Origin of the sequence: Vibrio sp. 1CM8B (assembly GCF_023161685.1) — a bacterium.
Lineage (GTDB): Bacteria > Pseudomonadota > Gammaproteobacteria > Enterobacterales > Vibrionaceae > Vibrio > Vibrio coralliirubri.
The window spans coordinates 453,623-472,301 of record NZ_JALNTU010000001.1; the positions used below are offsets into that span (position 1 = coordinate 453,623).

The 18,679-nt window shown below is 45.2% G+C and carries 15 protein-coding genes; 6 read left to right on the forward strand and 9 right to left on the reverse strand.

Annotated features, from left to right (window positions below):
• Nucleotides 1-169: 169 nt before the first annotated feature.
• Nucleotides 170-2,233: an ATP-binding protein gene (locus MSG36_RS01865; protein WP_061037817.1), complete on the forward strand. Its 2,064-nt coding sequence runs from the start codon at nucleotides 170-172 to the stop codon at nucleotides 2,231-2,233.
• A gap of 120 nt (nucleotides 2,234-2,353) precedes the next feature.
• Here MSG36_RS01865 and MSG36_RS01870 read toward each other — a convergent pair whose 3' ends face one another.
• The 6 genes from MSG36_RS01870 to MSG36_RS01895 form a co-directional block, all read right to left on the reverse strand.
• Nucleotides 2,354-4,804 (reverse strand): family 20 glycosylhydrolase, encoded by a 2,451-nt coding sequence (locus MSG36_RS01870; protein ID WP_248365939.1) that lies wholly within the window; start codon nucleotides 4,802-4,804, stop codon nucleotides 2,354-2,356.
• A gap of 127 nt (nucleotides 4,805-4,931) precedes the next feature.
• Nucleotides 4,932-5,561 carry a bifunctional 4-hydroxy-2-oxoglutarate aldolase/2-dehydro-3-deoxy-phosphogluconate aldolase gene (locus tag MSG36_RS01875; RefSeq protein ID WP_248365941.1) on the reverse strand — a complete coding sequence of 210 codons (630 nt, stop codon included), beginning with the start codon at nucleotides 5,559-5,561 and terminating at the stop codon, nucleotides 4,932-4,934.
• A 20-nt stretch (nucleotides 5,562-5,581) separates the two neighbouring features.
• The gene (locus tag MSG36_RS01880; protein WP_248365942.1) at nucleotides 5,582-6,529 is read right to left on the reverse strand and encodes a sugar kinase; all 948 of its coding nucleotides are present in this window, start codon (nucleotides 6,527-6,529) and stop codon (nucleotides 5,582-5,584) included.
• 91 nt (nucleotides 6,530-6,620) lie between these two features.
• On the reverse strand, nucleotides 6,621-8,135 hold the full coding sequence (locus MSG36_RS01885; RefSeq protein ID WP_048610233.1) for a sodium:solute symporter family protein: 1,515 nt from the start codon (nucleotides 8,133-8,135) through the stop codon (nucleotides 6,621-6,623).
• 206 nt (nucleotides 8,136-8,341) lie between these two features.
• Complete coding sequence (locus MSG36_RS01890) at nucleotides 8,342-8,734, reverse strand: RidA family protein (RefSeq protein WP_017065166.1); 393 nt, start codon at nucleotides 8,732-8,734, stop codon at nucleotides 8,342-8,344.
• Between the two features lie 104 nt (nucleotides 8,735-8,838).
• Nucleotides 8,839-10,272, reverse strand: a complete 1,434-nt coding sequence (locus tag MSG36_RS01895) for a D-aminoacylase (RefSeq protein ID WP_059017843.1) — start codon at nucleotides 10,270-10,272, stop codon at nucleotides 8,839-8,841.
• Between the two features lie 176 nt (nucleotides 10,273-10,448).
• Here MSG36_RS01895 and MSG36_RS01900 point away from each other — a divergent pair, with 176 nt between their 5' ends.
• Together MSG36_RS01900 and MSG36_RS01905 are read left to right on the forward strand one after the other, a co-directional pair.
• The gene (locus tag MSG36_RS01900) at nucleotides 10,449-11,723 is read left to right on the forward strand and encodes an amino acid deaminase (RefSeq protein WP_193841185.1); all 1,275 of its coding nucleotides are present in this window, start codon (nucleotides 10,449-10,451) and stop codon (nucleotides 11,721-11,723) included.
• A 158-nt stretch (nucleotides 11,724-11,881) separates the two neighbouring features.
• Complete coding sequence (locus tag MSG36_RS01905) at nucleotides 11,882-12,745, forward strand: MurR/RpiR family transcriptional regulator (RefSeq protein WP_017062019.1); 864 nt, start codon at nucleotides 11,882-11,884, stop codon at nucleotides 12,743-12,745.
• 110 nt (nucleotides 12,746-12,855) lie between these two features.
• On the opposite strand, the gene MSG36_RS01910 is transcribed toward MSG36_RS01905, so the two are convergent.
• Together MSG36_RS01910 and MSG36_RS01915 are read right to left on the reverse strand one after the other, a co-directional pair.
• Entirely contained in the window at nucleotides 12,856-13,398 is a 543-nt protein-coding gene (locus MSG36_RS01910; RefSeq protein ID WP_248365943.1) for an AAA family ATPase, read from the reverse strand.
• Between the two features lie 52 nt (nucleotides 13,399-13,450).
• On the reverse strand, nucleotides 13,451-13,990 hold the full coding sequence (locus tag MSG36_RS01915) for a hydrolase (protein WP_059017849.1): 540 nt from the start codon (nucleotides 13,988-13,990) through the stop codon (nucleotides 13,451-13,453).
• Between the two features lie 342 nt (nucleotides 13,991-14,332).
• Between MSG36_RS01915 and MSG36_RS01920 the strand changes: the two genes are divergently transcribed.
• The 3 genes from MSG36_RS01920 to MSG36_RS01930 all read left to right on the forward strand — a co-directional run bounded on the left by MSG36_RS01920 (nucleotide 14,333) and on the right by MSG36_RS01930 (nucleotide 17,605).
• Nucleotides 14,333-14,917, forward strand: a complete 585-nt coding sequence (locus tag MSG36_RS01920; RefSeq protein WP_248365944.1) for a porin family protein — start codon at nucleotides 14,333-14,335, stop codon at nucleotides 14,915-14,917.
• A 248-nt stretch (nucleotides 14,918-15,165) separates the two neighbouring features.
• Nucleotides 15,166-15,750: a porin family protein gene (locus tag MSG36_RS01925; RefSeq protein WP_048610074.1), complete on the forward strand. Its 585-nt coding sequence runs from the start codon at nucleotides 15,166-15,168 to the stop codon at nucleotides 15,748-15,750.
• A 232-nt stretch (nucleotides 15,751-15,982) separates the two neighbouring features.
• On the forward strand, nucleotides 15,983-17,605 hold the full coding sequence (locus tag MSG36_RS01930) for a phosphoethanolamine--lipid A transferase (protein WP_248365945.1): 1,623 nt from the start codon (nucleotides 15,983-15,985) through the stop codon (nucleotides 17,603-17,605).
• Nucleotides 17,606-17,671: 66 nt separating this feature from the next.
• On the opposite strand, the gene MSG36_RS01935 is transcribed toward MSG36_RS01930, so the two are convergent.
• Nucleotides 17,672-18,391, reverse strand: coding sequence for a lytic transglycosylase domain-containing protein (locus MSG36_RS01935; RefSeq protein ID WP_082242925.1), 720 nt, complete (start codon nucleotides 18,389-18,391; stop codon nucleotides 17,672-17,674).
• Nucleotides 18,392-18,679 lie beyond the last annotated feature (288 nt).

Below are 18,679 nucleotides of genomic sequence, written 5' to 3' on the forward strand. Positions count from 1 at the left end.
ACGAAAAGGAGCTAGCTCCCACTTTGAATAACACTCCTTTAACAGTTTAATAATGTTTGTTAGCTTCGATTTGTCCCACACTCCACCTTCCAAGCAATAAAACAGTGAAGCTTCGTATCTCATTAATCTAGATAGGTAAATTACTAATTTAAAAAGGATTTAATCAAGCATGGTTAACAACAATCGATATTGGTTATTCCTATGTGCCTGTTTATTGATTGGATTGGTGCAGGTCACCACCAAGAATGGCATCAGCCAGTGGAAACTCGAGCAAGCCCAACGCTACGCCGAACAACGCTTCCTTGGTTACATTGCAGAAGCGAGGCGAACCCTTAAGCGTTTCTATTATCTGCCCTACCTGGTAACCAATGATGAAACCACGGTTCGTTTTATCGATGGTGAAGACCGCCTTGAAAAACGGATCAAGAAACAGCTGATTCAATTGGATAAAGCCGCCAATACCAAGGGCTGGTATCTGCTTTCTGGTAACGGTGAACTGTTGGTTTCTAGCGTAGAAAGAAGCAAGCTGAGCAAAAAGAACGCCAGCACCATCGTGTCTAAGATCCACCAGCAAGGTGGGGCGATTTCGGTGGTGACAAAAAACAAAGGCGTAACGCCCGATTATTTTATTGCCGCGCCCGTTTATCGAGCCTCTGATGTGGTGGGTATTGTTGCGGTACAAATCGATTTATCGTTGTTGACCGATCAATGGTTTGCCGATGGTGAAGCGATACTGTTCCAAAACCCTCGCGATCAGTTCTTTCTATCCAGCGATCACCGATTGAGTGCCGATTGGTTCAATGACACCTTCAATTCACAGCCAAGCACCACGAAGCGCGAACTGTATGATCAAACCCACATTCGAGTATGGCGACTGCAAGGCAAAGATTACCTGATTCAGTCCATCAAGTTGGACGATCTGAATTGGCGTTTAACCTATCTAACACCATTAACCAACCTCAATCAGACCACCAATTGGATCAGTTGGAGCGTTGCTGTTGGCTGTCTTTTCATTCTGTTACTGTTGGTGATTCTTTACCAAAGACGCCAGAAAAAGCTCAGCAATCTGAGAATCCAAAAGCTTATCGAGGAGTCTGAGAAACGACTGTCTGGGATGATCAATAAAACCCATGTTGGGTTAATACTGATCGATAAACACGGACGCATTCACGATATCAACCTGATGGCGAAGAACTACTTTTCCCTATCCAATTCGATGATCAATAACATCAAGGCGTGGCAGCTTTTTGAGGCCGGCAACCCGAATTCAACCACCTTGCAATTGCTCAAGAACTTAGAACAACATCAAGAACTGGCCGAGATCACCAGCGTCGAAACCATGGCAAGACGCAGTGATGGCAGTTACTTCCCTGTTTTATTCTCTATTAGCGCCTTTCCTTGGCATGCGACGACTTACTACCTGTGTACCGTAATCGATATCAGCAAACGTAAGAAAGCCGAAATTGCGGTGCAAAACGCCAATAAAACGCTGCAGCTGCGAGTCGAAGAGCGAACTCAAGATCTAAAAGATGCGCAGCAAGAACTGGTCGAATCTAGCAAATTGGCAGCACTAGGACGGATGTCGAGTGCGATTACTCATGAGTTAAATCAACCGCTTACTGGTCTAAAAACCCTGCTTTCAAGTAATCAATTACTGATGGAAAGAGGCGAGACTAAGATGCTGAAAGCGAACATGGATCTCGTGATGAGCCTAATCGACCGAATGGCTAACATGACTAGCCAGCTGAAGTCATTCGCCTTTCAAAGGCTTGAGAAACCTTATCCTGTTTCGCTGACAGACGCACTGCAAGAAACCCTGCGTATTCATCAAACCGAGCTAGACAGCGTCGATATTCGTGTGCGTATCGCTTCCAATATTTCGATGGTAATGGGAGAAGAAGCACGACTTCGCCAAGTGCTTGGTAACCTGCTTAGAAACGCCATCGATGCTACTCAGAATCAAACACCCGCGACCATTGTTATCAGTGCACATGCCGATCAACAACGTGTGATTATCAAGGTGCAAGACAATGGCTGCGGTGTATCAGAAGACCAACTCGAAACCATTTTCGAACCATTTCATACCAACAAAAAAATGGGCGAAGGTTTGGGGCTGGGGTTAGCCATCACCGCAAACAACGTGCGCGATATGCAAGGTACCTTGATAGCCAAGAACAACTCAGACCAAGGCATGACATTTACGTTAACACTAAACAATAGCGATAGTGAGTAGTTACTTACACAGACCTTGAACGCCACATTCTATTGAAGCGCTAGAACTAAAAAACCGCCCACAGAGGGCGGTTTTGATGCACTTATTGGCGTGTGACTTATCAGCTCATCAGTTAGCGACTTACTCAGCTAGCTGCTTCAACAGTAGCTCTGTTGGGCGAACAATCGCGATGATCGATTCGTCGTAGATTTTCGCTGAGTCAGACAGTATCGCTTGGTAAGCATTCACGTCTGCTTCTCTCACCTTTTCGCCTGCTTGCGCTTTAGCAATCAAGGTTAACGCTAAATCTGCGACTTCAACGGTTTTCTCTGCAACCACCACAGTCTCTACCGAAGACACATTACCTGCAAAGACAGTTTCAGCGGCAAGTGCAGCCGATTTTGCTTGCTGATAATGCTGAGCGAGTTGCTCTAGCGCTTGTTGATTACCCGTCGCGACTTCATTGACTAAATCTTGCATCTCATACACTGCGTAGCTTTCCACCGGCAGCGCATCAACAAAGCGGTTTAGGCGCTCGTACTGACTGTACAAAGTGCCTTTAGGCTCTGTTGAGTTCCACTTCTCCCAGTTACGTGCGTAGTACTGTGCTGGCTCGGTGTACTTCGCAAGCACGCGCAGGTCGTGGATATCCTGCCCTTTGGCAATACGTTTTAACAGCATGTCAGCGTCCGCATGATGACGAAGTCCAACAGACACTTCAGACCATGTATCCATCGCTTTCATACGCTTGTACATGCTGCGTTCGTCCGTCAATTCCGCATCAGACCAGAAACGCTCTGCAATGGCATAACTACGCGGCCATAGGTAGTTTTCTACTGTGAGGCTATCTTTGTTCTCTAGCCACATGGTGATCTCACCACCTAAGATCAGTTCTTTTTCTTTATCTGTTAATTCAGCAGGGTAACCGCCATTTGGCTCTGGAATCACGCTGCCTTCAACATCACTGCTCGCAATCACTTCACCTGTGGTTGGCCAGCGCACGTTACCAATCAACTGATAACTGCCTTCAGCAAACCCATTTGGATGCAAATTCAAGTTGAATTCAGTATAAGACATGAAGTTATCGAAGTGACCGACAAAGGTTTTACCAGGCACATAATCAAGAATGTAGATCTCTTCGCGAGACTTACCGTTGTAATCACTAAACGCACGGAAAGTACCGTCTTTCGCTTCAATGATAGTCAGCGTTCCCTTACGTGGGCTGCCTTTAGAACGAGGTTTCTGCCATTGATACGTCACGAACTTCTCGCCACTGTGCAGCTTATCGTCAACCGTTATGCCAATTGGCATTGGGTCATTGCGATAGTGGTAGCTAGTCGGCTGAGGTTGATCTAGGTAGTAACCCGTAGAAAGGATACCTGGGTAGCCCTCTTTTGCCGCTCGACCAATACTGTCGTGCCCTTGCCAACTTTGAATCACGATCGAAGTTGGCAAATCTTTATGCCAAATCTCATCCCAACCGGTCATCTTCTTACCGCGTTCTTCGAGCATCTTCTCAACTTTTACATTGAGGTAAGACTGCAAGCCGCGCTCGCCATCGATATTGTTCTCTTCAATGAACTTTTGATGCTTTTCGCTGTTTTTCCACTGTGCGTAGTTCGGCTCATCGCCACCAATATGGAAATACTCATCTGGGAACAGCTCGGTCACTTCATCAAACACATCGCCCAGCATTTCATAAAGCTCTGGATTCAATGGATCCATTAATGGCTCAAACACGCCCCAACCACGCTCTTGCTCATAGCTTTGGCCTTCACCACCCGACATCAGGCGCGGGTAAGCATAAGCAACCGCAGAAGAGTGACCCGGAAGAGACACCTCTGGAATCACACGAATACCAAGGTTACGAGCGTACTCAACAAGATAACGAACTTGGTCTTTGGTGTAGTAATTACCATCAGCGGTTTCAGACCACAAACTCGGCCAAGATTCCGTTTGAATACGAATACCTTGGTCGTCCCAGAAGTGCCAATGGAAAACGTTCATCTTCGCCGATGCCATCGCATCTAACTGACGAATCAGCACATCGAATTCAACGAAATGACGCGAGGTATCATAAGAGACACCACGCCAACGGAAACGAGGCTCATCGACAATTGTTACGGCAGGAATATGGTAGCCAGTCGCTGTCGTTTCGACGAGTTGTAAAAGGGTTTCAATACCGTGAATAGTGCCGTATGGGCTTGGTGCGCTCAACGTGATTTGTTCACCCTGAGTGGTAATCTTATAAGACTCTTCAGAGTCGATATTCTGAATTTCAGACTTTGGTGCCGCGTCAATATCAATGATCAGGTTTGCTTGGTCTGCGCTATCAACCTGCCAATTCAGAATCGGGATACCAGTTTGGCGTACCAAACGGTCGACAAAGCGTTTCGCCGTATACTCAACACGATCAGAATTAAAGCCTTTGATGTAAACCTTGAAGTTACCGTCGACCTTTACTTGCCCTGCTTGTAGTTCAACCGTTTGTGGGTACGGCATTAAATTTAGATCGGTATTTGGAGCCATTGCTAACGCCATTGGGGACACTACTGAACCTGAAATCAATAGGGATAATATAGTTTTTTTCATTATTAGTTTTCCTATATAACGGGCGTTCTGTTTTGTTTATCGGAGGCAATTCACAAAACAGAACCATCAACCACTGTTGTTGTTTATCTTTATTTAAAACACTTATCTTTATTCCAAACGCTTCTCGTTAGTTCACAAGAGCAACCGCTTCACGAACCAACACCGCGATCTCATCCCACTGTTCGTTCTCGATCATATTTGGAGAAACCATCCACGTGCCACCGCAACAGACTACGCGATCGATCGCTAGGTAATCATTGACGTTGTGTTTGCCGATACCGCCCGTTGGCATTAGCGACACATCAACGTAAGGCGCGAGCAAAGATTTCACCATATTGATCCCACCAGACGCTTCTGCTGGGAAGAACTTCAAAAAGTTAAGACCTAGCTCCAACGCTTGCTCTACTTGGCTTGGGTTGTTTACGCCAGGAACGATTGGCATACCGATCTCTTGGCAACGTTTTACTGTGTTTGGATTCAAGCCCGGTGCTACGATGAATTCGCTGCCCGCCTCTTTCGCAAGGTCGATCTGCGCTGGCGTTAATACTGTACCAGCACCGATACACATCTCTGGGTAGGCATCACGCATCGCACGAATCGAATCCGCTGCCGCTTCGGTACGGAACGTCACTTCTGCTACTGGCAGGCCGTTTTCTACCAACACTTTTGCTAGTGGAATCGCATGTTCCACCTTGTTGATTTGGATAACAGGGATAACTTTGAACTGCTTAAGTGTGTTGATCATTTCTTGAGACATAATAAATTCGCTTTGTTTTTCTATTTTTTAATTAAGTGATTCATAGCGCTTACCGGGATGATCGCGCCTGAGTACTGAATAACGGTAGAAGCCAGTTGGTGGCCGAGTTCAGCAGCTTCGGTAGCACTCTCGCCCGTTAAGCGTGCAGCTAAGTAACCCGCCGCAAAAGAGTCACCGGCAGCGCATGTATCAACAACGTTCGCAACAGCGGTCGCTGATACGTAGCTTTCTACTACCTTGCCGCTTTCTACCTGAACAATTTTGCATGGCTCACAGCCACGTTTGATGACGATCTCTTGGCAGCCTAAGCGAAGGCAGCGTTGTTGAACGCTCTCGCCATTGCCCCAAACCAGCAGGTCGTCGTCTTCGGTAATCAGTGCGATGTCTACCAATGGCAGTAACTTCGCGTACCAGTGTTGAGCTTGCTCGGTACTCCAAAGCTGTGGGCGATAGTTGTTATCGAAAATCACCTTACCGCCTTGGTTTGAGAACACGCTAATAGCTTTGAATAGGCGCTCACGAGAGGTGTCATCCAAGATCGCGATACTAATACCGCTGATGTAAACTGCGTCGACTTGTTTCTCTGTCAGAGCGATTTCAAGCTTGTTTAAGTTATCGATTTGAAAGTAAGATTTTACTGCCGCGTCGTTGCGCCAGTAGTGGAAATGTCGCTCACCCGTTTCGTCGGTTTCGACCATGTATAAACCGGGTAACTTGTTTGGGATACGTTCAACGAAATTGGTTTGAATACCCTCTAGCTGCCAACTATCAATCATGTTCTGAGACAGTTCATCGCTACCTAAACCCGTCGCGTAATGAACGGACAAGTTTTGATGTTGGGTTAAGCGAGAAAGGTAAAGCGCGGTATTGAGCGTGTCACCGCCAAATTTTTTGGTTAATGGAGAGCCGCTTATTTCGACCATACATTCGCCGAAAAAAGCAATATTGAACAGAGAAGATGCCGACATAGCCGCTCCTAAAATAGAGATAATTGACTTTAGAAAAGGCCCTACCGTTAAGCAGGGCCTGAATTAAGCAAACAAGTTGTGGAGACCAGATTTAGCTTGTTTGATTTGCAGGGCGTTGAGGTGCCGCGTCTTCTTCAATTACACCTGAATCAGACATTTCCATCTCCATCAGAGCGCGTTCATCATCAAGAATCGCTTTCGCCATTTCTGGTGTTACTTGGTTAGCCGGAGTGCATAGGCTCACAGCCACACCTGCTGCTAGAGCAAACAGACATGAAGGAATCACAGGGTTGCCCCAGAAAGCCGTGTAATCAGCATTTAGCATCACTACAAATGAAGCCACAGAAGCACCCGCTAGCGTTGCAAGCGCACCTTGCCAGTTGTAGCGTTTCCAGAATTTACCCAACATACCGCACACGAACATGCCCGACATTACCGTTGAAATCATCTTAGTGATGTAGCCAATGATGTCGTTCGACGTCAGTGCGAACAGCAGTGCAAAACCAATCACCACAATCAGTGCCAAGCGAGAATAGTTGAGCATTGACTCTTTGTTTGGTACGCGGCCTGTGAACATCACGTAAACGTCACGCAGTAGGATAGACACGCCCGCAATCGCATCTGAGCTTGCGCTCGACATGGTTGCAGAAAGACCCGCGATAAGAACAATCATGCCAACGCCAACAGGAAGAACCGTTGCAGCTACGTAAGGGAACGAGTAGTTCGGGTTATCCAATGATGGGTCGATTGCGTGTGCAGCCATACCAATGATTGCTGGGATGATTGAGAAGAAAAGGTACAACACACCCGATGCCACAAATGAGCGACGAATGGTTTTAACGTCTTTGCCTGAGTAGATACGTTGACGGAATGAAGGCGTCGCCAGTACACCCACACCGATAACTACAGCCAAAGAAACAGCAGGCAGAATACCTAGTTTATCGATTGCTAAAAAGCTTGTAGCAGCAGGGTCCATCGCAGCGTAAAGGTTGTCCATGCCACCAATGTGATCCACAGACATAACCGCCATCAAGATGAAGCCAGCAAAAAGGATGATAGCTTGGATAGTATCGGTCCATACAACCGCTGTGTAACCACCGATCACCACGTAGATAGTAAATGCCGCAGCAATAATAATCTTCGCAAGGTTAAGGTCGATGTCAGCAATCCACGCTAGGTACATGCCGCCACCTAGAATGTGCGCACCCAACCAACCGATTGACGCGATAAAGATAAGCAGACCAACCACGTTTTTAACGATTCGGTTAGCGCCAACATAGTAAGCCAGCTCTTCACTCATGGTCATGAAGTTCAGTTTACGAACCGGAGCAAACCAAAGGGCTAGCAATAGGATGCCGATAGCACCGCCAATTCCGTACAAAGCACCTGCCCAACCATTCGCGTAGCCGAAGCCAACCGCCCCCATACTTGAGCCCGTGCCGACCATAGTCGCGACGGTTGTACCCAGTACTAAGAATAATGGCAGGCCACGGCCGCCTAATAAGAAATCTTCGCCAGATTTTTGATTACGCGAGACAAACCAGCCTAACCAAATTAAAAATAATACGTACACGCCGAAGCCTGTAAGAAAAAGTGTGCTGTTCATTTGACACCTCTCAGTGAAATATTAAGTTCATTCCTGAACTTTATTTATGATTCATTCATTTTATATTTCATATAATTACTTTATTGGTTTTGTATATTTTTAATTAAAGTAATTTTTATAAATGTAGGGTGAGAGTATTAAAGGATAATAACAGGGATGCTTACCCCCTAATACTCTCTAAGTAGGTTATTGTGATTAGGTTATAACTAAACGCGATCAGCGCGGTAGCAAGTCACATCTACTTCAACTTTCACGTCTACCACTAGGTCACAGACCATGCAGATACGTGCCGGTGGGTTAGCACCGAAGAACTCTTTGAATACTTTATTAAAAGATTGGAAGTAACGAGAATCCGTTAGCACAACCTTTACGTGCATTACGTCTTCTAGGCCGTAGCCCGCTTCAGTCATGATATCGACACAGTTTTGGATCGCTAGGCGAGACTGGTCAACAATGCCACCCTCAACCACTTCACCATCTGTCATCGGTGTCTGGCCAGAAACGTACAGGAAACCACCCGCTTCAGTTGCGCGTGCAAATGGTAAATGTTGTCCGCCTGTACCTGTACCGCCTTCAACACCGTAACGTTTAATAGTCATTTTTTAACTCCACTTCTTTATAGATAATATTGGCTATGTTCCAATATATTTAAATTAATTCGTCGTTTTTATATTCACCGTAAATTTAATTTGATAATTAGAATCTAGTTTCGGTAAATAAAAACGCCTGAACGATTATTTTTTACTTTTCCTTTTTGGTAAGTTAACTCACCATTTACAAATACACTTTCTATTCCCTCAGCAACTGAAATAGGATTTTCAAATGTTGCTGTGTCTTTAATATTCTTTGGATCAAATAAAACTAAATCGGCAAATGCACCGCAGCGAACTTCGCCTCGGCCCGCTAAGTTGTAACGCTCTGCCGACATTCCGGTCATCTTGTGAATCGCTTCTGGCAACGAGAACAGTTTTTCATCTCGGCAGTAGTGACCTAAGACTTTCGGAAAGGTGCCCCACAGTCTTGGGTGTGGATGCGGGTCATTTGGTAAACCATCAGAACCGACCATGGTCAGCTTGTATTTCAATACGCGCTTTACGTCGTTCTCATCCATACAGTGATAAACCGCACCTGCTGGTTGAAGTGCTTTCGCCGCATCCATCAGAGGTAGATTCATTTGATCAGCAATCTGCTTAAGCGTTTTTCCTGCATGTTCTGGCTTTGCTTCAGACCAAGTGATGAAGATGTCGAAATCATCCGTCACCTGTTTCAAATCCAGTGTTGAAGAGCTCGCTGAATATGGGTAGCAGTCACAAGACACATCTTGGTGCTCAGAAACCTTGTCCATCAAATCAAGTACTTCAACGGTTCTGCCCCAGTTGCCCGCACCTGCACATTTAAGGTGAGAGATGACAACTGGCACTTTCGCGTATTGTCCTGTCTCAAACGCCTCTTCCATCGCGCTTAAGATCTCTTCAAATTCGGTACGCATATGCGTGGTATAGATGCCGCCGTGGCTAGACAGTACCTTTGCTAACTGCATCACTTCGTTGGCATTCGCTTGTTTCGCACTTGCGTAAGCCAGACCTGAACTCAAACCTAATGCACCTTGCGCCATCGCTAAATCAAGGTTGCTTTGCATCGCTGCGATTTCGTCTTCGCTTGCGGTGCGTTGCAGGTCGTCCATCACTTGGTTACGCAGTGTGGTGTGGCCAACTAACGCTGCTACGTTTACTGCGGGTTGAGCTTGCTCTACCGCTTGTGCATACGCCGCAAAAGTTGGGTATTTAAAATCAGCCTGCGCGCCTAACAGATTCATTGGGTCAGGTGGATCACCAGCCAAAACCGTTGGCGATGCGCTGATGCCACAGTTGCCAACAATCACGGTTGTCACACCTTGGCTGATCTTCGGTAGGCAGTCTGGGTAACGAATTACGTTGGTATCGTCATGTGTATGTACATCGATAAATCCAGGAGCCAATGCTAAGCCTGCTCCCTCAACCAACTGGCCACAATCTTCGTGATCGATTTGACCAATTTCGGCGATTTTTCCATCAAGGATTGCTACATCGGCACAAAACGATTGTTCGCCGGTGCCGTCAAACACCTCTACATTTTTGATTATCGTATCGAACAACATTTTTCACTCTCTCAATCCACTGTGTTGATGGAGCTATATTAAGAATCCAGCCGATTATTTTCAGTGACAAAACACACATAATATTTTAATTTGTGTGATAGTTTCTACCACAAATTAGATTACAGATATATTTAAACATTAAATAACAACAACTTAAATCATGTTAGGAATCAGCAATGAAACATAACCCTGCACAAAAAGATGTTATAAAGTATCAAAAAGATAGTTTCGTCTTGACTGAAAAAGGCCAAAAAGGGAGAGCAGTATCACAATCTGAGAACGGTATTTACCGACTGGTTGATGAAGATATTTCGCTTCCGGTAGCAATTATCAAACAATCTGCCTTGACCAATAACCTGAATTGGATGCAATCATTCGCCGATCACCATCAGGTTAAATTGTCACCGCATGGCAAAACATCAATGACCCCTGCTTTTTTCCGCCAGCAGCTAGAAAATGGCGCTTGGGGTATTACAGTAGCGACACCTGCACAAGCAGAAGTTGCCGCTATGGCGGGTGCAAAACGAATCATCATGGCCAACCAGTTGGTGGGTAAAACCAACATGGCGATCGTTGAACAGCTGATCAGTGAATTTGATGTCGACTTTTACTGTTGTGTGGATTCATCGATAAACGTGCAGCAACTTAGCCAATATTTCGCTAATACAAAGCAGACACTAAAAGTACTGATCGAATTTGGTGTGCCGGGCGGTCGTTGTGGTTGTCGTTCACCACAAGAAGTTCTAGAACTGGCTCAAACCATCCAAGACACACCTGCCCTTTCGCTCGCGGGTATTGAGGTGTATGAGGGTGTGATTCACGGTGACAACGCAGAACAAGACATTCGCACCTTCTTGAAACAGGCGCTGACTTCGGTCGAAAGCCTCACATCAGATGGCCTAATTGCAGGGCAACCTATCATCACGGGTGCCGGCTCTGCTTGGTATGACGTGGTTGCAGAATGTTTAGCGAACCTAACCGATTACTTGGCGATCATCCGCCCGGGCTGTTATGCCATTCACGACACAGGGATCTACCTAGACGCTCAAAGCAAAGTGTTGCAGCGTGCCCAAGTAAACCAAGGTTACGCGTGTGAATTGGGTGGAGATCTGGAATCGGCACTTGAGGTATGGGCGTATGTAATATCTCGTCCGGAGCCTACCAAATTAGTGGTTGGGTTAGGCAAGCGTGATGTGGCCTTTGATGCGGGTTTACCTATTACCGAACGCGGCTATCGCAATGGCAAAGCTATCTCAGTGAAAGGCTTAACCTCTACCGCCGTGATGGATCAGCATACCTTTGTTGAAACGGACGGCTCTTCTGAAATTGAAGTGGGCGACATGATTGCATTCTCAACTTCACACCCGTGTTTAACTTTCGATAAATGGCGCTACATTGCCATCAGCGATGACGACCATCAGGTAACAAACTGGGTGGAAACCTGCTTCTAAATTGAATATTCGATAAGCTAGAATCAGCGAAGCAATAAGATATACTAACGGGGCTAAGGCTTAGTTTTAAATGGATTAGTGCTCATAAAAAGCTAAAGAGCTAGATTCTTAATAACTAGGTAATATCGATTAGCCCCATCAACAAAGGATCAGGATTCTTGAGTTTAGAAGTAGATATCATTTCACAGATAACGGAGCGTTTTCCCGCTCTTCGTGATGCAGAGAAAAAAGTCGCTAAGCTGATCATGGACGACATTGATTTTGCTGCCAATGCCAGCATCACAGAGCTTGCTGAAAGCGCTCAAGTGAGTGAAGCCACCATTACGCGCTTTGCTAAGGCTATCGGCTGTAGCAACGTACGTGATATGAAGATAAAGCTTGCTCAAACACTTACAGTCGGCCAACGTTTTATTCTCGAACCGGTTGACCAAACGGGTTATCAAGGTATCTACGAATCGATCAAGCAGAGCCTAGACATCAACCGCACCTTGTTCAAAGAGCAAGACGTTGAAACCGCAGTCAGCTGGCTGCATAACGCCAGACAGATCATCGCTATCGGCATGGGTGGTGGCTCGACCATCGCTTCTCAAGAACTGCAACACCGACTGTTCCGTTTGGGCTATCCCGTGGTGTCGTACAACGATGGTTTGATGTCACGCATGGTTGCTGCGACAGCAGATGCCAATGATGTGATGGTGATGATCTCCGCGACCGGTTTCACGCCTGTGATCACTGAAACCGCAGAGCTGGCTAAGCAGTATGGACTTAAGATCATCGCGATTACGCCACAAGATACACCGCTGGCAAAAATTGCCGATATCTTGCTACCCATCAAGCATATGGAAACTGACTTCATCTACAAACCGTCGGCTTCTCGCTACGCCATGTTGGCATTAGTGGATGTGCTTTCTATGGGGATCGCAGTCAATCATAAGAATCGTTCGCGCGACAAGCTGCGTCGTTTGAAGGTTGCGTTAGATTCCTACCGAGGTGGGGGCGACCGACAGCCTCTCGGTGATTAATGTTTAAGACGACTAAGTCATCAACTAGTCGATTTGAATAAAAAGCCCCGCAGTATTCACTCAATCGAGTCGATACTGCGGGGCTTTTTTAGTTGTGGCTTTTCTGGAAATCACTCGCCTGAGTCAATCGAAGCTAAGATAAAGTCGACTCTTTCCTCAACAGATAACTTGGGCACTTCCACCAGCTGATAACCAAACTGGGTATAAGCTGTCACCATCTTTTCGTAAGTGGCGATCGCTTCATTGAAGTCTTGTTTACGTTCTTCGTCATTGATGAAAATCGAATCCCATGGCGGGAAGATAAATACCTTGCTGTTGTATTCAAGCTCATTGCATTGATTCAACAGAGATTCAGAAATCGGCAAAGATTCCAACAAGCTGTAACCGTATGAATCTACGATACTTCTATCAAAGAAAACCGGCTGTTCACTTGCCTCAAACACTTGATAATTAACTAACTCTTCTCGCACCATCTCGTCACGGAAGGCTACTTTATCTAACCATGGCAAGGCACTCCCTTGTCGTGCTACTTGGTACTGAATGACTTTACGTCCAACCTCTGGTGCGCAGCGATAGCCGCGACTTTTTAACGCATCGATAACCGAGGTTTTTCCTGATCCCGGGCCACCGGTAAATACGATTAGATTATTCAAACAAACCTCTTCAAAAGGGAAAATAACGAATCGGGCCTTAACGAAACCCAAGTTAACGAATTAAGGCTAGGATCGGCTTAAATTCTGGTGCGCGACAATCTTTCACCAATTCGTATAAGCTCATTTCTAATCCCGTAATTTGGGCACCAGCATCGGTTAGTCGACGGATTGCCAGATCCTTGTTAAGTGCTGTTCGCGAACTAACACAGTCGCCAACTACCTGAACCTTGTACCCAAGATCTAACAACCCCATTGCGGTTTGATAGACACAAATATGAGCCTCAATGCCACACACCAACCAAGTCTCCACATCCTTGGCTTGAACAGTCTCAACAAACTTGGGTTCGTAACACGCGTTAAACGTAAATTTTGGTATCGGATTAACATCGCTCAGCAGGTCATTCAGCTCGTCGACCGTAGCACCTAGCTTCTCTGGATTCTGCTCCAAACGAATAATTGGCAGACCCAAAACCTGCGCTCCTTGAACCAACTTTCCGCAATTAGCAATCAGCACATCACTGTCATCAACAAGGCGTGCGAGCTTACCTTGCACGTCCACAACCACCAAACCTGTGCTTGCTCTGTTTAACATCCAACTCTCCTTGTCATCATTAGAATCAGCGTACTGCTTTGTTCTCAATAACACCGAAATAAATACTACAATAGAACAAATGCGATATTTATTATGTTTTATTTTTCAACAACTTAAACAAACCCCAGCTCACTCCAACCTTAAAAAACATCGTTTTATTTAGCAAATTTAACCATTTGTCAATATATGAATTTTATTTATAAACAATATAACCAAAAAATTTTCTGTTACCCCTTGATAAATCAAGGACCGAAGACAATCACGATATCAATGAAAAAATAGGTTTCATTTGTGAGGGTTTTATAAATCAATTATCAGCGATACCGTGATTTGCATCACAGGATGAGTAAACAAGGTATTATCAAGAAAAAATCAGCATTAGCACTCGGCTTAATCGGTTTAGTTTCACTTCCAACTTTTGCAGCAGGTATCGATGGTGGCGCATACGTAGGTGGCGGGCTGAGCGTCTATCAAGGTTCGGATACTGATGGCGCGCCAAGTCTGGATTCTAGCGGCATGGGCTACAACCTATACGGCGGTTACCAATTCAACCGTATCGTTGGCGTAGAACTTGGCTACAACGATTACGCAAACTACAAAAATAGCTACGAAGACCTATCACCGACGTCTATCTCTGTATCAGCAAACCTCGGTTATACATTCGACAATACCATTCGACCATTCGTATTAGCAGGTTTGAGTTCCGTAGACCTAAACGCAAGTAGTGGTTCAGGGTTTGATGATGACAGCGGCACTGGCTTTCACTTTGGCGTCGGCGTTGAATACTCGCCTATCGAACACTTAACACTTCGAGCTATTTCTCAGGCTGATGCGGTAAGTGTAGATAATACGATTGGTGGCAAGACATACAGTAGCGATACTTTAGCATTCAACAGTGTGAGCTTCGGTGGTTCATACGACTTCTAATATTCTCCCCAAACGACTACGTCGTAAGTAGCTCAAATTCACTTTGCTACTCTGCCCTGTGATAAGGCAGCACAGTAAAGTGAATTTTTGTATCTATGTAACGATTCAGCTTACAAAGCCATACAGTAATGAGCAAAAGACTCAGGGATAATTGTCAACAACGGTCGAGAGGCCAAAAACCAACAACGATTAAAAATCGACAGTGACCGACAATCACATTTGAAGACATGACAGAGTGAGTAACAAAGATGAACAAGATAACAAAATCAGCATTAGCACTGGGCTTAATCAGCGCAGTTTCTCTTCCAGCTTTAGCTGCAGGTACTGATGGCGGTGCATACATTGGTGGCGGACTTAGTGTCTACCAAGATTCTGATACAGACGGCCACGGTAGCTTAGATTCAGATGGCATGGGCTACAACCTATACGGCGGCTACCAATTCAACCGCATCGTTGGTGTTGAACTTGGCTACACAGATTACGCAAACTACAAAAATAGCGCTGAAAAGCTGTCGCCAACGTCTATTTCTGTATCAGCAAACCTAGGTTATACGTTCGACAACACAATCCGCCCATTCGTGCTAGCAGGTTTAAGCTCTGTTGACCTAAACGCAAATAAGAGTGCTGGTTACGCTGATGATAGCGGTACAGGTTTCCACTTTGGTGTAGGTGTTGAATACACGCCAATCGAACACCTAACGCTACGCTTGATCTCGCAAGCGGATGCAGTAAGCGTAGACGACACGGTCCAATTTGGTAACTCTCAGATATCAGCTGGTGACCACACGCTTGCCTTCAACAGCATTAGCTTCGGTGGTTCATACAACTTCTAATGTGATTGAACCACATAGAATAAGCTGAACATACTAATTCACTTTGCTGTTCCACCTTGTCATGAAGGTCACTTAGTAAAGTGAATTTTTGTTTCTACACGCCCTATTGCGTCATGTCACTTTAACCGGTTTATCGCTCACCATCACTTATTGAGCTTTATGCGTTGATATTAGAGCTTTCTTGGTAGCGAGACTAAAATAAAGGGATAAGAGACGCAGGAAAACAAGACCTATGAATCTACCAAGCTTAAACATGTCGATAAACAAGCTGCCTTTTGTGTTGGCCGTGTATTATCTGCTTGTCGTCAACCTACCTCTCTCCCAAGAACTGTTTAGTATTGTTCAGGCATCGAAATCTGAAAGCGTTGCGTTTCTTATCTCCATTCCTATCTTCTTCCTTGCTGCCTTTAACTTCATCTTCCAAGTCTTCAACTGGCCTATCTTCTCTAAGCCGTTTTTCATCTTATTGCTGATCACCTCAACCTTAGTCAGCTACAGCATGTTCAATTACGGCATATTCGTTGACTACGGCATGATAGAGAATGTGTTTGAGACCAATAGCGGTGAAGCAGCCAGTTATATCAGTGGTCACTCGATCTTATGGCTACTGGCTATGGGCGGTATTCCATCGTTCATCCTGTTGTTTACCAAACTTAAAAAAGAATCTTGGAAAGATTTCTTTGTCTGGAAATCGATTGGCTTGCTCTCTTCCTTGATCGTCATTGCGATTATTGCCGGGCTGTTTTACAAAGATTATGTCTCGATTGGTCGTAATAATTCGCACATCAAAAAGATGATCATTCCGACCGAGTATGTGGCATCAACGGTCAAATACATCAATAACACCTACATCAAAGAGCCTATCCCCTACCAAGAGCTAGGATTAGATGCGAAGCAAAAACCGCAAGCCAAAGCAGCAACCAAACCGACGTTACTAGTGTTTGTACTTGGCGAAACCGCTCGCGTGTATAACTACCAATATCATGGCTATGAGAGAGAAACGAACGCTCACACCAAACCTTACAACCCGATATTTTTCTCCGATGTTCAGTCGTGTGGAACCGCCACCGCTGTATCTGTACCCTGCATGTTCTCTAACATGAACCGTAGTAACTACGACCGTGATAAAGCCTACAACCAAGATAACGTGGTCGACATTATGAATCGAGCGGGCATTCACTCCATTTGGAGGGAGCATGATGGCGGAGACAAGGCGGTCGCGCACCGAATCAAAGAGATGACGCTCGTCGCCAAAGACAGCGACCCATTGTGTAATAACGACGTATGCTACGACACAGCGATGCTAGAGAACTTCGAACAAGATACGCAAGATCTCAAGCAAGATAGCATCATCTTCTATCATATTGCAGGTTCTCACGGCCCAACGTACTTTGAACGTTACCCAGAAGAACATAAGAAATTTACGCCTGATTGCCCTCGTGCAGATATTGAAAACTGCACCAAAGAGGAAGTGGTTAACACCTACGACAACACCATCTTGTACACGGATTTCTTTCTCTCACAGGCTATGCAAAAGCTAGAGAAACTCACCGATAAGTACAATGTGGCGCTGATGTACATTTCCGATCATGGTGAATCTTTAGGGGAAAACGGCGTCTACCTACATGGCATGCCTTATTCATTGGCACCGAAAGAGCAAACCCATGTGCCTATGATCATGTGGATGTCTGATGGTTTCGCAGAGCAGAAAGGGATAAACCAAACCTGCTTGAGAAAGGCAGGCAAAGAACAGAGCTTCTCCCAAGACAACCTGTTCGACTCTTTGCTTGGCCTAATGGATGTACAAACCAAAGAATACCGAGAGAACCAAGATATCTTCGCTGCGTGTCGCTAGTTTTATAGGTGACTTATGTAAATTAATTTCCAAAGGTTAGTTTACATAAGCACCATTCGGTCGCCATTACAGCGAAATCAATGGCGGCAAAGGAGTCAAGTTAACCAAAGGAGTACTTTGCCAGTGACTTTCACTGGCAAATAACCACATTGGAGCAACCGTATTCTGTTTGAGTGAAGTAACATCCACTAACACCAACAGGGCGTAAAAACGATGTACATAGTCAACCGTCTCTTTGGGTAACCTTAAATCGGAAAACTGCCGACTACCCGCCTTTTTTACTGCTCGTTGTACCCGTCCTTCTCCAGCGTTATATGCCGCAAGAGTCAGGTTAATATCACCATCAAACTTACGATATAAAAAATCGAGATACTGCATCGCCGCATGAGTGCTAGGCTCAATCTCAAACCTTTGATCTTGCCTGTCATTAACCGTTAAACCAAACCTTTCAGCAGTGGCTGGCATCAGCTGCCATAAGCCTGCCGCCTTAGCAGGGGATATAGCATTGGAGTTGTACGAAGATTCCAGCATAGGCACCAACACAAAGCTATCAGGTAAAGACCGCTCGGTAAGCTGTCTAAAGATTTCGTTAACCAGTGGGTCGAACTCTTCTAGCTTTTTCAGTATTTGGTTTTGGTATGGTTTAAGCGTGTTTATGTGGGGTTGGATGACATTTTGGGATGGACGGTTTTGCGCATAACTGGAGCTACTTTGAAAGCACATAATTAATAACACCAGTCCTAAAAACCAGTGCACCAGAAGTTGAAAGCCAAAGCCTTTAGCCAAAACATCGCTCCATCATCGTATTGTCCTTTATCCTTGTTTAAACCCCAACCCTACCTTCAGTATTAGAAGCACACCTAAAAATCTGTTCACTCAAAGGCTCACCAAAAAAAGGTTAATACCACGATGGTACAACCCAAAAATACCGCGAAACAAATGGGAATAACTAAATGCTTATCCTTCTCGAGAGAGATAAAACCTTGTGGCTGTTGAACGATAAACATGACTAGCAAAATATTGTAGATAGCAATCAGCAAACCTACGATAAAAACATCGAAATACAGCAAACTC

Excerpts from the sequence above, each read along its gene's own strand:
- MSG36_RS01865 (WP_061037817.1), top strand. The coding sequence starts at position 170 with ATGGTTAACAACAATCGATATTGGTTATTCCTATGTGCCTGTTTATTG.
- MSG36_RS01870 (WP_248365939.1), bottom strand. The coding sequence starts at position 4,804 with ATGAAAAAAACTATATTATCCCTATTGATTTCAGGTTCAGTAGTGTCC.
- MSG36_RS01875 (WP_248365941.1), bottom strand. The coding sequence starts at position 5,561 with ATGTCTCAAGAAATGATCAACACACTTAAGCAGTTCAAAGTTATCCCT.
- MSG36_RS01880 (WP_248365942.1), bottom strand. The coding sequence starts at position 6,529 with ATGTCGGCATCTTCTCTGTTCAATATTGCTTTTTTCGGCGAATGTATG.
- MSG36_RS01885 (WP_048610233.1), bottom strand. The coding sequence starts at position 8,135 with ATGAACAGCACACTTTTTCTTACAGGCTTCGGCGTGTACGTATTATTT.
- MSG36_RS01890 (WP_017065166.1), bottom strand. The coding sequence starts at position 8,734 with ATGACTATTAAACGTTACGGTGTTGAAGGCGGTACAGGTACAGGCGGA.
- MSG36_RS01895 (WP_059017843.1), bottom strand. The coding sequence starts at position 10,272 with ATGTTGTTCGATACGATAATCAAAAATGTAGAGGTGTTTGACGGCACC.
- MSG36_RS01900 (WP_193841185.1), top strand. The coding sequence starts at position 10,449 with ATGAAACATAACCCTGCACAAAAAGATGTTATAAAGTATCAAAAAGAT.
- MSG36_RS01915 (WP_059017849.1), bottom strand. The coding sequence starts at position 13,990 with ATGTTAAACAGAGCAAGCACAGGTTTGGTGGTTGTGGACGTGCAAGGT.
- MSG36_RS01920 (WP_248365944.1), top strand. The coding sequence starts at position 14,333 with ATGAGTAAACAAGGTATTATCAAGAAAAAATCAGCATTAGCACTCGGC.
- MSG36_RS01925 (WP_048610074.1), top strand. The coding sequence starts at position 15,166 with ATGAACAAGATAACAAAATCAGCATTAGCACTGGGCTTAATCAGCGCA.
- MSG36_RS01930 (WP_248365945.1), top strand. The coding sequence starts at position 15,983 with ATGAATCTACCAAGCTTAAACATGTCGATAAACAAGCTGCCTTTTGTG.